This window comes from Mycobacteroides abscessus ATCC 19977, assembly GCF_000069185.1.
Lineage (GTDB): Bacteria > Actinomycetota > Actinomycetes > Mycobacteriales > Mycobacteriaceae > Mycobacterium > Mycobacterium abscessus.
Map to the genome: position 1 here is coordinate 3195321 of NC_010397.1, position 12895 is coordinate 3208215.

Genomic DNA, 12895 nt, shown 5'->3' on the forward strand with positions numbered 1-12895 from the left:
GCTCCCCCGCGTCACCACTTCCCTTAGACATCGCAAAGTTAGCTCGCTCGTGTCGCGAGCCGACCGGAAATGAAGTACCGTCCCCACCATCAGGCGGAACTCCAGTTCCGTTGGGCAAAGAAGCCCCACTCGACCAGCCGCGGCAGTTCTCATGTGTGGACCGTGAGCGTGTGCCAATACCATTGAGCGCAAAGGGGTTTGAGATGTTCCGCACTATCCGAAAAATCTGGATGCCGCTCCTGATCGCAGCGGTGGTGGCGATCGGGGGTTTCGCGGTCTTTCGTGTTCGGGGGATCTTCGGATCAGAGTCTTTTGGCGCCTCGGCGGACAACAACGCCAAAGATGCCGTCCCGTACAACCCAAAAACCCTTGTATACGAGATATTTGGCGAACCCGGCGCGATGGCGGATGTGAACTACTTCAACGAGGACGCGCAGCCCACCCGCGTGGACAACGTGCAACTGCCCTGGGCCTTCAAGATCGTCTCCACGCTGCCGTCATTGAGCGGGAACATTGTGGCACAAGGAAATGGCGATCAGATCGGATGCCGAATAACGGTCAACGGTGAGGTCAAGATGGAACGGGTGTCCACTGAGCACAACGCCTACATCTACTGCCTGGTGAAGTCCGCATGAGGCACGGTAGCGGTGACCACACCGCGCGCCCGCCACGTATCGCGCGGCTTATCCGCACATTGTCCATTCCGATCATTCTCTTCTGGCTGGGCATCGCGATCGTCCTGAACATCGTCACCCCATCTCTGGACGAGGTGGGCAAAGCCCACTCGGTCTCCATGTCCCCGAAGGACGCCCCCTCGATGATCGCGATGATGCATACGGGGAAGGTCTTCGGAGAGTTCGACTCTGACAGTTCGGTGATGATCGTGCTGGAGGGGCAGCAGGAACTGGCCGATGAAGCACACCGCTTCTATGACGAGATCATCAAGAAGCTCAAGGCCGATCCCACTCATATCCAGCACATCTCCGACTACTGGGGCGATCCGCTCACCGCGTCCGGCGCACAGAGCGCTGACGGAAAATCCGCCTACGTCCAGGTCAATCTGGCCGGTGATCAGGGCACCACACTGGCGAATGAGTCCGTCGATGCTGTCCGCAAGATCATCGCCGAGACCCCCGGCCCCGCAGGCGTACAGGCGTATGTCACGGGCGGCACCGCCGCCAGCGCGGACACCGGGACCGCGGGCAACAAGAGCATGCAGAAAACCACACTGATCGCGGTCGGTGTTGTGCTGTTGATGTTGCTACTGGTCTATCGATCAGTGATCACCACCATCGTCGCGCTGTTGATCGTGGGGCTCGAACTCATGGCGGGTCAGGGTGTGGTCGCGACGCTGGGCAATCTCAATGTCATCGGATTGTCCACCTACGCCGTCAGCATGGTCACCATGCTCGGTATCGCTGCCGGCACCGACTATGTGATCTTTCTGCTGGGCCGCTATCACGAGGCGCGTCATCGTGGACAGGATCGGGAAGCAGCCTTTTACACCGCGTATTCCGGTGTCTCACACGTAATCCTGGGATCGGGTCTGACGATCGTCGGCGCGACCCTGTGCCTGAGCCTGACACGGCTGCCGCTCTTTCGGTCGATGGGCGTCCCGTGCGCACTGGTCATCCTGGTGATTGTCGCGGCCGCGCTCACGCTGGCCCCGGCGATTCTGGCATTGGGTAGCCGTTTTGGGTTGTTCGAGCCCAAGCGTAAGTATGACGAAGGCGGATGGCGGCGCATAGGTGCGGCCGTAGTGCGTTGGCCCGGGCCCATTCTGGTGGTCACGTGTGGCATTGCCCTGGTCGGTCTGCTCACCCTGCCCGGCTATACACCGGGATATGACGACCGCCAGTACATGCCCGACAATGTGCCTTCGAAGGTCGGATACGCTGCGGCAGAACGTCACTTCTCGCCTGCCCGGATGAACCCCGAGATGCTGATGATCGAAGCCGACCATGATTTACGGGACCCGTCGGACATGCTGGTCATCGATCGGATCGCCAAGACGGCGTTTCACGCGCGCGGAGTCGGCCGGGTTCAGGCCATCACCCGTCCCCTGGGAACGCCCATCGAGCACAGCTCGATTCCGTTCCAGATCGGTCTGCAGGGAGCCGGTCAGATCCAGAACATGAAATACATGAAGGACCGCATGGCAGACATGCTGACCATGGCGAACCAGATGGGAATCCTGATCGGAACCATGGAACGGGTGTACGGCATGATGCGCGAACTCACGGACATCATGCACGACATGACCGGTCAGATGAAGGAAATGCAGGGCAAGATGCACGACATGCGTGACCTGATGTACACGTTCGACGACTTCTTCAGGCCGATCCGAAACTACTTCTACTGGGAAAAACATTGCGCCGACATCCCCATCTGCTGGGCGTCTCGCACCGTATTCGACGCCCTCGACGGCGTCGATCAGATCACCGAAGACATGGACGGCATGGTGGTGAACGTCGACAAGATCGATGTCCTGATGCCGCGCGTACTGGCCGAGTTCCCACCGATGATCGCGATCATGAAGACCATGCACGGTTCGTTGTTGACGATGCACAGCACCATGGCCGGAATCATGAACCAGATGGATGAGAGCACCAAGAACTCCACCCTGATGGGGAAATACTTCGATGAGGCCAAGAACGACGACTCGTTCTATCTACCGCCCGAGGTGTTCGACAACCCTGACTTCAAACGCGGCCTGAAGATGTTCCTCTCCCCCGATGGCAAGGCTGTCCGAATGACCGTCTCACATCAAGGCAACCCGGCCTCGGTACAAGGAATCGAGACTGTCGGCAACATCCGGGAGGCAGTCGCAGACGCAATCAAGGGAACGCCTTTGGAGAACGCGAAGGTTTACATGGGCGGCACGGCCGCGACCAACAGGGATCTGCAGGAGGGCGCCAAGTATGACCTCATCCTGGCGGGTATCGCCTCGCTCTGCCTGATCTTCATCATCATGCTTCTGGTCACCGGCAGCGTGGTGGCGGCTCTGGTCATCGTCGGCACCGTCGCGGTATCGCTCGGCGCGTCTGTGGGTGTCTCGGTCCTGATTTGGCAAGACCTCTTGGGAATGGACCTGCACTGGTTCGTGGTCCCGCTGTCGGTGATCATCCTGTTGGCCGTAGGGTCTGATTACAACCTGCTTCTCATCGCGCGATTCAAGGAAGAGCTCCACGGCGGCCTGAAGACCGGTTTCATCCGGGCCATGGGAGGCAGTGGCAAGGTGGTGACCAACGCGGGGCTGGTGTTCGCATTCACCATGTGCGCCATGGTCGTCAGCGATCTGCGCATTGTCGGGCAACTCGGCACCACAATCGGCTTGGGTCTGCTCTTTGACACCCTGATTGTGCGCTCGTTCATGATGCCGTCTATTGCCGCCCTGCTCGGCCGCTGGTTCTGGTGGCCGCTGCGGGTCCGTACCCACGGCACTGCGGGGGTGTGATGACAAAAAACGCTGCGACGCAACGACAACGGACATCGGGGCGCCTCAACCGCTCATTAGATATCGCGATCCTCGAGGCGGCCTTCGTCACACTCGCCGAGCAGGGCTACGACGCCATGAGCATGGATAACATCGCCGCGCGCGCCGGGGTGGGCAAAGCTGCCATCTATCGACGCTGGTCCTCCAAGGCAGCGCTCACCGCGGATGCGATCTTGCATGGCCGGCCCTCACTGGGAAAACTGGATGAGGTACCGGACACCGGCAGCCTCCGAGGTGACTTGCATTCTCTCTACGAGGCAAGGGATTTCGGTGATGATCAGGTACTGACGGGCAATCTGCTTGCCGGGATCATCGCCGAGGCCGTCAACGACCCGACTCTCGCAGCTGCCCTCGATGACCTACTGGTGTCACAAACCCACAAACGGATGGAACTCGTATTCGCCCGCGCCGTCGAGCGCGGCGAGATAACACAGGGTCGCGACCTGTCACTCGTCTATGACATTCCCTTGGGCCTGAGCCTGACCGCTGCCCTCAAAAGGACGGTGATCGACGAAACCTACATGCACCGAATGGTCGAGGAGGTGATCCTGCCCTTGGTGCAGGCTCCCACCACTCACACGTAGCGCAATGTCACGTCACGGACCGAATCCCCCGCTCACCTTCACGCCCCCGGCGGCTCCCGCACCTTCTACCCCGCCGGACATCCGCGGCCCACGCGCACCGGACATTGAGGACGGAAGCCGGGTTCCTCGTGACACATTCAGCGCAGGCAGCTGGCCGGGTGCCACGGCCGGACCGTACGGCGCCGGACTCGGTGGCGGCAATTCCGCCGACGCGGTCACGCCGACTCCGGCGGCGAGCGCCGACATGATCATCGCCACACACACCACCCGAATCATGGCGCATCTCCTGCCCGTATTCCTCGCGGATCCTCCAACTGTCCACCGGTCATGCCGCCCGTGATACGAGTCGTGTGCCCCGCCTCCAGCCCGGCCGAAACCTGGGTGCCGTGTCCCGGCCGGGGCAGCAGCCCGAATGCCGGCTGAGACGGGGTGGACGCATGATTGTTCGGCGCACTGCCTGGCACCGTTACCGGCACCGCTGGCATCGGGTTTATCGGCAGCGGATCGGCCGCTGCCACAGCGGCCGGCGAGTACACCACCGCGAGCGCCAAAAATATTGTCAGACAAAATGATCGCATTACTAGATCCTGATTGGGTCGCCATAGATCGCAAACTCGGTATGACCGGTCTCGGTGGACACCCGCAAGGAGGCGAAGGACCGGATGGTCACATCCCCTCCGCAGGCGTCCGCCTTCAGATGGACGTTGTCCAAATCCAGGGCCCCGGTATTCCCCCGCGACAACACCATGTTGCCCAGTGGCAGATTGACGATGACGCCGGGCTGCAGCACGGTCTGGACAAATCCGCTGACTCCGGCGCTACCGCCGACGCCTACAGTTTGTAACGGAAGTACGCCGACATTCACCGACGGTGCGACCCCGGCAGATCCGCCGATCTGCAAGCCCGATGACACGTCGGACTGGCAACCAAGCTGATAACCGATGAGAAAGAGACTATCGGTGATCGGATTGGTACCACCGGTCGCCGTCGCCGTTCCCGAGAGCGTGACGAAGGCCTCCCGCGAGTTCGTCGCGGCCGCCAGGTTGGGCACCGAATTCACACGTTCGTTGTCCAACCTGATTTCCAGACGCCATCCGTCCCGCGTGGTCCTGGAATACAACTGGGGCGCCATGTCTATTGGCTCGGCGATGGCGGCGGCCGCTTCCGTCAGCCCTAACGCGGCCATCAACAGACCTGTTGTGATCAGGCGGGCAATCATGAGACCCACCATGAGGCCCGCGGACGGAGATTGGCAGACAACAGAGTTCTCAATGCACAGACAGAAATCACCACAAGAAACGGTCCAATCGACGGATATGGAGTCGCGCAGGCGCACGAAAATGCGACATGCACGGCTAGTGAAGGTTTGATTCACACAAGACGGCAGCGATCACCGTCCGGCAACCCTCAGCGCCGATTTATCCGTAAATGTAAAAGCCGTTGCCGCCCAATGTTGCCCGGTGCGGAGGAAAGCACCGGCCCCCGCCGCCACAGCATTGCGATCAACACCGCGGCGGCGCCCAATGAGAAAACCGTTACGGAAAGCGGCAACCAGACAGGCTCTCCGACAAGCCCGTGGCGAAGGCGAGTAACGGCCACGCCGTGCTGAACCAGCTCCCAATGATGAGCCTCGGCGGTGTCATACAAAGACACCGGGGCCGTGGCGTCCGCCAAATGCGAACTCTCATCCGGCATTAGACACGCGCCGCCGACCATCAAGCACAAAATGACCAGCAGGATCGCGGAGCACAGCTGGTACCCAGGTACCCCGCGACCAGACATACCGACGATGGTACCAGGCAAATTTTCCGAACTTGGGGCTCGAGACTTGTTGCTCCCCTTACCCGCAGGGGGCGACCGTCTTGCCGCGGGCAAATCGATCAGCCAGAACGGGCATCATTGGACAATCCCGTCGCGGCCGCGCGTGCCACGAAACGTGCCGTCGCACTGGGATGCGCCGCGGGATGGGTATGCAGGTATGAGGCATGTATCCGCCCCTCTCCCACGACCGTGCCCTCGCGACGGACACCGTCCGCGGTGCGCCAGGCCCAGGCACGGGGCGCCCCGTCCTCCGGATAGTCGACAGTGGTGCGGTGGAATTCGTGCCCGCTCAGTCTTTCTCCCTCCTCAAACAGCACAGAACCGGTGAGTGCTACCGCCTCCCGGTACCCGAGCGTCAGCGAGTCGGTGAAACGTGCACGCGCATCCAGCACTCCGCACATCGGTACACCGTCGAGGTCTCTGCACAGGTAGGTCAGCCCCGCGCACTCGGCATGAATGGGGCCCACCATCTCGCCAACTTGTTGCCGCAGAGTCGCATTGGCGGATAGATCGGTGGCGAATTGCTCCGGAAATCCGCCGGGTATCACCAGGGCCGCCGTTTCCGCGGGCAGTGAATCTGAGCGCGGGTCGAATTCGGCGACCAACGCGCCCGCCGCGGCCAAGAGCTCTCGATGCTCGGCGTATCCGAAGGTGAATGCCTGGCCGGCGGCCAGCGCCACCACCGGCTCCCGGTCTGTCGGGGCACCAACCGCCTCGGCAGGCTCCCATATCGGCGACGTCACATCGCTGTGGGCGGCGGCGGCGATCGCTCCCACATTGACATGCGTGGCGACCAGCTGTGCCATCGCCGAGATCGCACCAAGCGCCGCCTGGCCGTGTTCGACAGCCGTGACCAGTCCTAAATGCCGTGAAGGGACCGATAATTCGTCGGTGCGCGGCAGAGCGCCGAACACGCGGAGTCCCGCGCGATCCGCCGCAGCGGTGAGAATGTCCCGGTGCCGCGCCGACCCCACCCGATTGAGAATGACCCCGGCGATCCTGATCCCCGCCTCAGCGGCATGCGCCACAAAACCGTGCAACAGGGCCGACAAGCTCTGGCTATACCCTTTCGCGTCCACCACCAACACCACCGGCGCCCCGAGCAGAGCCGCGATCTCCGCCGTGGATCCCTTCGCATCGCCGACGCGCCCGTCGAAAAGTCCCATGACCCCTTCGACCACGGCAATGTCGGCATTCCGGCTGCCGTGCCGAAACAACGGACCGATCAGGTCGTCCCCCACCAGCACGCTGTCGAGATTGCGCCCCGGTCTCCCGGTAGCCAGCGCGTGGTACCCGGGATCGATATAGTCCGGTCCCACCTTGAACGGCGCCACCCGGTGACCCGCGTGCCGCAGCGCGCCCATCAAACCCGTTGCCACCGTGGTCTTTCCGCTGCCGGAAGCCGGCGCGGCAATCACCACGGCGGGGACGCTAGCGAATACCGTGCTCAATGGGCCACCACGCCATCACCATTCAATGCCGCGCTGGCCCTTGCGACCCTGGTCCATCGGATGCTTGACCTTGGTCATCTCGGTCACCAGATCGGCCGCGTCCAGCAGCTGCTGCGGTGCGTCACGCCCGGTGATGACCACGTGTTGCATGCCAGGCCGGGAGCGCAGCACCTCGACAACTTCGTCCGGGTCGACCCATCCCCACTTGAGCGGATAGGTGAACTCATCCAGCACGTAGAAGCCGTGCTCCTGCGCTGCCAGCCGCCGTGCGATTTCGGCCCACCCAGCTGCCGCGTCCGCGGCGTGGTCCGTCTCGGTTCCCGCCTTGCGTGACCAGGACCACCCCGACCCCATCTTGTGCCACTGCACCGAGCCGCCGATTCCGTGCTCATCGTGCAGCTTGGCGAGTTCACCGAAGACCGACTCCTCGCCCACACGCCATTTGGCACTCTTGACGAATTGGAACACCGCGACATCGGCTCCGTGGTGCCAGGCACGCAGAGCCATGCCAAAGGCGGCCGTCGACTTGCCTTTTCCGGCGCCGGTATGCACTGCCAGAATCGGCGCGTTGCGACGTGCCTTGGTGGTCAGGCCGTCCTGCGGCACCACCAATGGCTGCCCCTGTGGCATCCGAACCTCCTCTGCTAGCTCACGCAGCGGCAGTCGCGCCGCGCACCACTCCGGCGAGCCGGTCAGCGTTCAGATGGTCAAGCTGGATCACCGGCGCGTCGAGCTGCTGCGCCAGAGTGACAGCCAAATCCATCCGCACGAAAGATGTCTCACAGTCGATCACCACGCAGGCGACCTGTTCGGCACGCAGCAGGGCCGAAGCGCGACGTGTGCGCCCCAAGGGGTCCCGACCACCGGTAGCACGCCCGTCGGTGAGCACCACCACCAAAGCGCGCCGGTGCGGGTCACGTCCACGCTCGCGTGCCACCAAGTCACGCGCGGCCAGCAGACCCTGCGCCAAGGGAGTCTTGCCGCCGGTATCGAACCGCTGCAGCCTGCGGCCCGCGATATGAGTCGAGCCGGTGGGCGCCAGCAGCATGGCGGCATCCTGCCCGCGGAACGTGATGACCGCGACCTTGTCACGGCGCTGATAGGCATCACGCAGCAGGGACAAGGTCGCGCCGCTGACTGCCGACATCTTCTGGCGCGCGGCCATGGACCCCGAGGCATCGACCACAAAGATCACCAGGTTGCCTTCGCGGCCTTCCCTTATCGCCCACTGCAGATCGGTAAGCACCGGTCTGGGTAGCCGCCCAGGTTCGGTCACCCGACTCGCGGCGGACATCAAGGTGCCGATCACATGCACCCCGAATCCCTCGTCCGAACTCGGCGCAATCACCTTGCCGGCGCGGTTGCGGGCCACGGAGCGCTTCCCCGGGGCTCCCATGCCAACTCCCGGAACCCGCAAAGTCTTGGTGCGAAAGGTCGCCGAAGGCGCCGGGCTGGGCCGCGACGACCCAGCCGCGTACGCCGAATCTTGCTGCGAATCACTTGCTTTCGCAGGATCCGGGGCAGAATCGGACGCACCACCGCCCGGGCCGTCCGGCTCGGGGTCAGGATCTTCCCCATCCTGATCCTGCGGCGGGGCGCTGTCACGCATCGCCTGGTCGAGCTGATCCGGATCCAGACCCGGTTCATCGAACGGATCCCGGCGGCGCCGATGTGGCAGTGCCAGCTCCGCTGCCACTCGGATATCGGGCTCACCGACGGTGTCGGCGCCACGCCACGCCGCGTGGGCGATCGCAGCGCGCGCCACCACCAGATCGGCACGCATTCCGTCCACGTCAAAGGCAGCACACAGGGTCGCTATGCGCCGTAATTCGGCGTCGGGCAGGACAACTCGAGCAAGTAGCTGCCGAGCATCGGCAATACGGGCCGCCAGCTCGGCCTCCTCCGATGCGTACCTCGAGACGAAACCCGCGGGATCTGCCTCATAGGCAAGCCGCCGCCGGATGACTTCGGCCCGCACCTCGACATCACGGGAGGCATGAATGTCCACCGCGAATCCGAAACGGTCGAGCAGCTGGGGACGCAGCTCCCCCTCCTCGGGATTCATGGTGCCGATCAACACGAATCTCGCATCGTACGAATGAGATACGCCGTCGCGCTCCACATGTACCCGGCCCATCGCCGCCGCGTCCAGGACCACATCGACAAGGTGATCATGCAGTAAGTTGACCTCGTCCACGTACAGAACGCCACCGTCGGCACGCGCCAGAAGCCCCGGGGAGAAAGCGTGTTCGCCGTCGCGCAATACCTTCTGCAGGTCCAGGGAGCCCACGACCCGATCCTCGGTGGCACCGATGGGCAGCTCCACCAGCCGTGCCCCGTCGACTGAACCCAGTACCGACGCCAGGGCGCGCACCGCAGTCGATTTGGCCGTGCCCTTTTCGCCACGGATGAGCACACCGCCGATGTCGGGCCGCACCGCCGAAAGCACCAGGGCCAATCGCAGCCGATCGTGGCCGACGATCGCACTCAGCGGGTATCCGGCTGTGGCGCTAGCCATTTCCGGCCACCCACGTCATAGGTACGTGCGGTATCTCGTCCTCGAGGAATTCGTCACCGGAAACCACGAATCCCAGCTTGCCATACATGTCTTTCAGGTGGGCCTGCGCATTCAACCGGCAGCCCGCGCCACCGATCTCTGCCAGTACGGCACGCACCAGGCGTGCGGCATGACCCCTGCCCCGTTCGGCCTCGGCGGTGCATACCCGCCCGATCCAGAAACCGTCGCCCGCCGGATCCACCAGCAGACGCAGTCCGCTCACGACGGCATTGTCCTGGTCTTTGATCCAGAAGTGCCTGGTGCCGGGGTCGAGATCACGACCGTCGAGGTCCTGGTAGGCACAGTTCTGCCCGACGATGAACGCTTCTGCCCGCAATCTCAACAGGCCGTAGAGCGTGGTGGTGTCCAGATCCGCGGACCAGGACCACCCGATGCTCACTGCTCCAGGCCGAGAACCCGTGTGCCCCAGTCCCATACCTCGCCAAACAGCGACGGTTCGTCGGAAAGGCTGATGCCGAGCGACGGGATCATCTCCTTGAGCTTGGGCATCCAGTTCGAGTACCGGTCGGGGAAACAACGCTGCATCACATCGAGCATCGCGGGCACCGCAGTAGAGGCTCCCGGCGACGCACCGAGCAGGCCGGCGATGCTGCCATCGGCCGAGTTGAGCACCATGGTGCCGAACTCGAGCGCCCCGCCCTTGCCCTTAGCCGGCCTGATGACCTGTACACGCTGGCCCGCGGTGATCAACTCCCAGTCGGCGCGCTGTGCCTTGGGGGCGAATTCGCGCAGCATGTCAATGCGGTCATCCGGAGTGAGCGCAAGCTGGCTCAGCAGGAAGGTGGCCAGCTTGAACTCGGTCAGTCCGACGCCCACCATCGACAACAGGTTGTTGGGCTTGATCGATGCGGGTAGGTCGGTTACCTTGCCCATCTTCAGGAACTTGGGCGACCATCCGGCGAACGGCCCGAACAGCAGCCATTCCTTGCCGTTGATCACGCGAGTGTCCAAGTGCGGCGCCGACATTGGGGGCGCACCGAGTGGCGGGAAGCCATACACCTTGGCCTTGTGTCCGTCGGTCAGGTCGGTGCTGTTGGTACGCAGGAAAGCACCACTGACCGGGAATCCGCCGAAGCCCTTGGCTTCCGGGATTCCGGCCTTCTGCAGTAGTCCGAGAGCTCCGCCGCCGGCACCGACGAAGACGAACTTCGCCTTCAGCTTGCGCTTCTCGCCGGTGCGTCCGTTGACCAGCTTGAGAAGCCATCCGCCGTCGCTTTCACGGCTGATGTTACGAACCTCGGTGCCAAAGACTGCGCTGGTGCCGCTGCGAACACCGAAGCCCACCAACTGCTTTGACAGCTCACCGAAATCTACGTCGGTGCCGTCCTGGCTCCAGTTCAAACCCACAGGATCGGTGAAATCGCGTCCGGCGGCCATCAATGGCAGACGACGCGCAAACTCGTCGTCGTCGTCGATGAATTCCATCTTCGCAAAAAGCGGGTTGCCCACCAGGGCCTCGTGGCGCTTACGCAGGAACTCGACCTTGTCGGCACCGTGCACATAGCTCACGTGCGGGATGGGATTGAGGAAACCACGAACGTCGGGCAGCACACCGTTCTCGACGGCGTAGGCCCAGAACTGGCGCGATACCTGGAACTGCTCATTGACCGTGATGGCCTTGGTGATGTCAATCGACCCGTCGGCCTTCTGCGGGGTGTAGTTCAGCTCGCACAGTGCCGAGTGGCCGGTTCCTGCGTTGTTCCAGGGGTCGCTGCTTTCACTGGCGGCCGCGTCCAGGCGCTCGATCAAGGTGATCGACAGGTCCGGTTCGACCAACCGCAGCAGAGCGCCAAGCGTCGCACTCATGATCCCCGACCCAATCAGGGCAACGTCTGTCTGCTCCACCTGCGCTTTTGACACCGGTTCACTGTCCTTTTCGAATCTGATGGAGTGACGACCCTTCGCCACTACCCGCGAGTACTCACAGGTTATCGCGCGGGTATACCCGCGATTCCTTCAACTAGGCTATGCCCGTGACATGGGAACCCGATGTCCTCGATGGCTACCTTCGACAGACCATTGACCTGGGCATTGACCCTGATGGCGAAGGTGTAATTACCGCCACACTGGTGCGTCCTGAAATACAGCCGGAAAACGGACGCGCGGTGCTCATGGTCCATGGATATACCGACTACTTCTTCCACACCGAACTTGCCGAGCATTTTCTGGCTCGGGGTTATCGCTTCTTTGCGCTGGACTTGCGCAAATGCGGGCGTTCGCGCCATGAACACCAAACCCCGCACTACATCAGCGATCTATCGCTTTACGATGCCGAACTCAATGCCGCAATAGCCATCATCAACGGCGAAGCGGGTGGGGGCACCAGTGAGGCCCCGATTCTCGTGTATGGGCATTCCGCCGGTGGTCTCATCGTCTCGCTATGGCTCAACCGTCTGCGGGTGAGCGACCGGCTGGGCCGTATCGCGGGTCTTATCCTCAACAGTCCGTGGCTTGATCTGCAGGGTCGCCCCTTCCTCCGCAGCGGAGGCACCACCGCGGCGGTGAAAGCGATTTCGCGATTTCGCGCCAAACAAGCGATCCCGTTGCCGCACGAGGGCGCATATGGCGCGAGCCTGCATAAGGACTTTCACGGCGAGTTCGACTACAACCTGGAATGGAAGCCGGTCGGCGGTTTCCCGGTGCGGTTCGGTTGGATCAGCGCTATCCGGCGCGGGCACGCCGAGCTGCACCGCGGCTTGGATGTCGGCGTGCCCAACCTGATACTGCGCTCGGACCGCAGTCTGCCCGGAGACATCGATCCCGCGGTGGCATTGCAGGGTGACCTGGTCCTGGACGTACAACAGATTGCCCGCTGGGCGGGCTGTATCGGCAACGATCAGCGCGTGGTTCCGATTCCGGGCGCCAAACACGACGTGTTCCTGTCCGTGGCGCAATCCCGCGCGCGGGCATACCGGGAGCTGAACTCGTGGCTTCAGTGGTACGAGACCGCTGAGTAGGTCCCGGT

At 62.9% G+C, this 12895-nt stretch carries 13 protein-coding genes; 4 read left to right on the plus strand and 9 right to left on the minus strand.

Annotation, left to right across the window (positions count from 1 at the left end; all coding sequences use genetic code 11):
- Positions 1-203: 203 nt before the first annotated feature.
- The 3 genes from MAB_RS15965 to MAB_RS15975 are packed head-to-tail and all read left to right on the plus strand — an operon-like array spanning position 204 to position 4080.
- Positions 204-635 (plus strand): MmpS family transport accessory protein, encoded by a 432-nt coding sequence (locus MAB_RS15965; protein ID WP_005081696.1) that lies wholly within the window; start codon positions 204-206, stop codon positions 633-635.
- Complete coding sequence (locus MAB_RS15970) at positions 632-3457, plus strand: MMPL/RND family transporter (protein ID WP_005081693.1); 2826 nt, start codon at positions 632-634, stop codon at positions 3455-3457. The genes MAB_RS15965 and MAB_RS15970 overlap by 4 nt, the downstream gene beginning before the upstream one ends.
- Positions 3457-4080, plus strand: coding sequence for a TetR/AcrR family transcriptional regulator (locus MAB_RS15975; protein WP_005081691.1), 624 nt, complete (start codon positions 3457-3459; stop codon positions 4078-4080). The genes MAB_RS15970 and MAB_RS15975 overlap by 1 nt, the downstream gene beginning before the upstream one ends.
- 12 nt (positions 4081-4092) lie before the next feature.
- On the opposite strand, the gene MAB_RS15980 is transcribed toward MAB_RS15975, so the two are convergent.
- From MAB_RS15980 to mqo, 9 genes are all read right to left on the minus strand, one after another.
- Positions 4093-4356 carry a hypothetical protein gene (locus MAB_RS15980; protein ID WP_005081688.1) on the minus strand — a complete coding sequence of 88 codons (264 nt, stop codon included), beginning with the start codon at positions 4354-4356 and terminating at the stop codon, positions 4093-4095.
- The gene (locus MAB_RS15985) at positions 4353-4658 is read right to left on the minus strand and encodes a hypothetical protein (protein WP_005081686.1); all 306 of its coding nucleotides are present in this window, start codon (positions 4656-4658) and stop codon (positions 4353-4355) included. Before MAB_RS15985 ends, MAB_RS15980 begins: the two co-directional genes overlap by 4 nt.
- Before the next feature lie 2 nt (positions 4659-4660).
- The gene (locus tag MAB_RS15990; protein ID WP_005057066.1) at positions 4661-5299 is read right to left on the minus strand and encodes an MspA family porin; all 639 of its coding nucleotides are present in this window, start codon (positions 5297-5299) and stop codon (positions 4661-4663) included.
- Positions 5300-5487: 188 nt separating this feature from the next.
- Entirely contained in the window at positions 5488-5775 is a 288-nt protein-coding gene (locus MAB_RS15995) for a hypothetical protein (RefSeq protein ID WP_005111625.1), read from the minus strand.
- A 185-nt stretch (positions 5776-5960) separates the two neighbouring features.
- Positions 5961-7322 (minus strand): cobyrinic acid a,c-diamide synthase CobB, encoded by a 1362-nt coding sequence (locus tag MAB_RS16000; protein WP_005111626.1) that lies wholly within the window; start codon positions 7320-7322, stop codon positions 5961-5963.
- Positions 7323-7367: 45 nt separating this feature from the next.
- On the minus strand, positions 7368-7982 hold the full coding sequence (cobO, locus tag MAB_RS16005; protein WP_005076763.1) for a cob(I)yrinic acid a,c-diamide adenosyltransferase: 615 nt from the start codon (positions 7980-7982) through the stop codon (positions 7368-7370).
- Between the two features lie 19 nt (positions 7983-8001).
- The gene (locus MAB_RS16010; protein ID WP_005081679.1) at positions 8002-9870 is read right to left on the minus strand and encodes a magnesium chelatase subunit D family protein; all 1869 of its coding nucleotides are present in this window, start codon (positions 9868-9870) and stop codon (positions 8002-8004) included.
- On the minus strand, positions 9863-10309 hold the full coding sequence (locus MAB_RS16015) for a GNAT family N-acetyltransferase (RefSeq protein ID WP_005081676.1): 447 nt from the start codon (positions 10307-10309) through the stop codon (positions 9863-9865). The genes MAB_RS16010 and MAB_RS16015 overlap by 8 nt, the downstream gene beginning before the upstream one ends.
- Positions 10306-11790, minus strand: coding sequence for a malate dehydrogenase (quinone) (mqo, locus tag MAB_RS16020; protein WP_005093849.1), 1485 nt, complete (start codon positions 11788-11790; stop codon positions 10306-10308). Before mqo ends, MAB_RS16015 begins: the two co-directional genes overlap by 4 nt.
- A 107-nt stretch (positions 11791-11897) precedes the next feature.
- Between mqo and MAB_RS16025 the strand changes: the two genes are divergently transcribed.
- Entirely contained in the window at positions 11898-12887 is a 990-nt protein-coding gene (locus tag MAB_RS16025) for an alpha/beta hydrolase (RefSeq protein WP_005081672.1), read from the plus strand.
- Positions 12888-12895 lie beyond the last annotated feature (8 nt).

Bases quoted from the DNA above. Each gene is read 5' to 3' on its own strand.
- MAB_RS15995 (WP_005111625.1), bottom strand. From the start codon at position 5,775: ATGCCGGATGAGAGTTCGCATTTGGCGGACGCCACGGCCCCGGTGTCT.
- MAB_RS16025 (WP_005081672.1), top strand. From the start codon at position 11,898: ATGCCCGTGACATGGGAACCCGATGTCCTCGATGGCTACCTTCGACAG.
- MAB_RS15970 (WP_005081693.1), top strand. From the start codon at position 632: ATGAGGCACGGTAGCGGTGACCACACCGCGCGCCCGCCACGTATCGCG.
- cobO (WP_005076763.1), bottom strand. From the start codon at position 7,982: ATGCCACAGGGGCAGCCATTGGTGGTGCCGCAGGACGGCCTGACCACC.
- MAB_RS15980 (WP_005081688.1), bottom strand. From the start codon at position 4,356: ATGATTCGGGTGGTGTGTGTGGCGATGATCATGTCGGCGCTCGCCGCC.
- MAB_RS15990 (WP_005057066.1), bottom strand. From the start codon at position 5,299: ATGATTGCCCGCCTGATCACAACAGGTCTGTTGATGGCCGCGTTAGGG.
- MAB_RS15985 (WP_005081686.1), bottom strand. From the start codon at position 4,658: ATGCGATCATTTTGTCTGACAATATTTTTGGCGCTCGCGGTGGTGTAC.
- MAB_RS15975 (WP_005081691.1), top strand. From the start codon at position 3,457: ATGACAAAAAACGCTGCGACGCAACGACAACGGACATCGGGGCGCCTC.
- MAB_RS16010 (WP_005081679.1), bottom strand. From the start codon at position 9,870: ATGGCTAGCGCCACAGCCGGATACCCGCTGAGTGCGATCGTCGGCCAC.
- MAB_RS15965 (WP_005081696.1), top strand. From the start codon at position 204: ATGTTCCGCACTATCCGAAAAATCTGGATGCCGCTCCTGATCGCAGCG.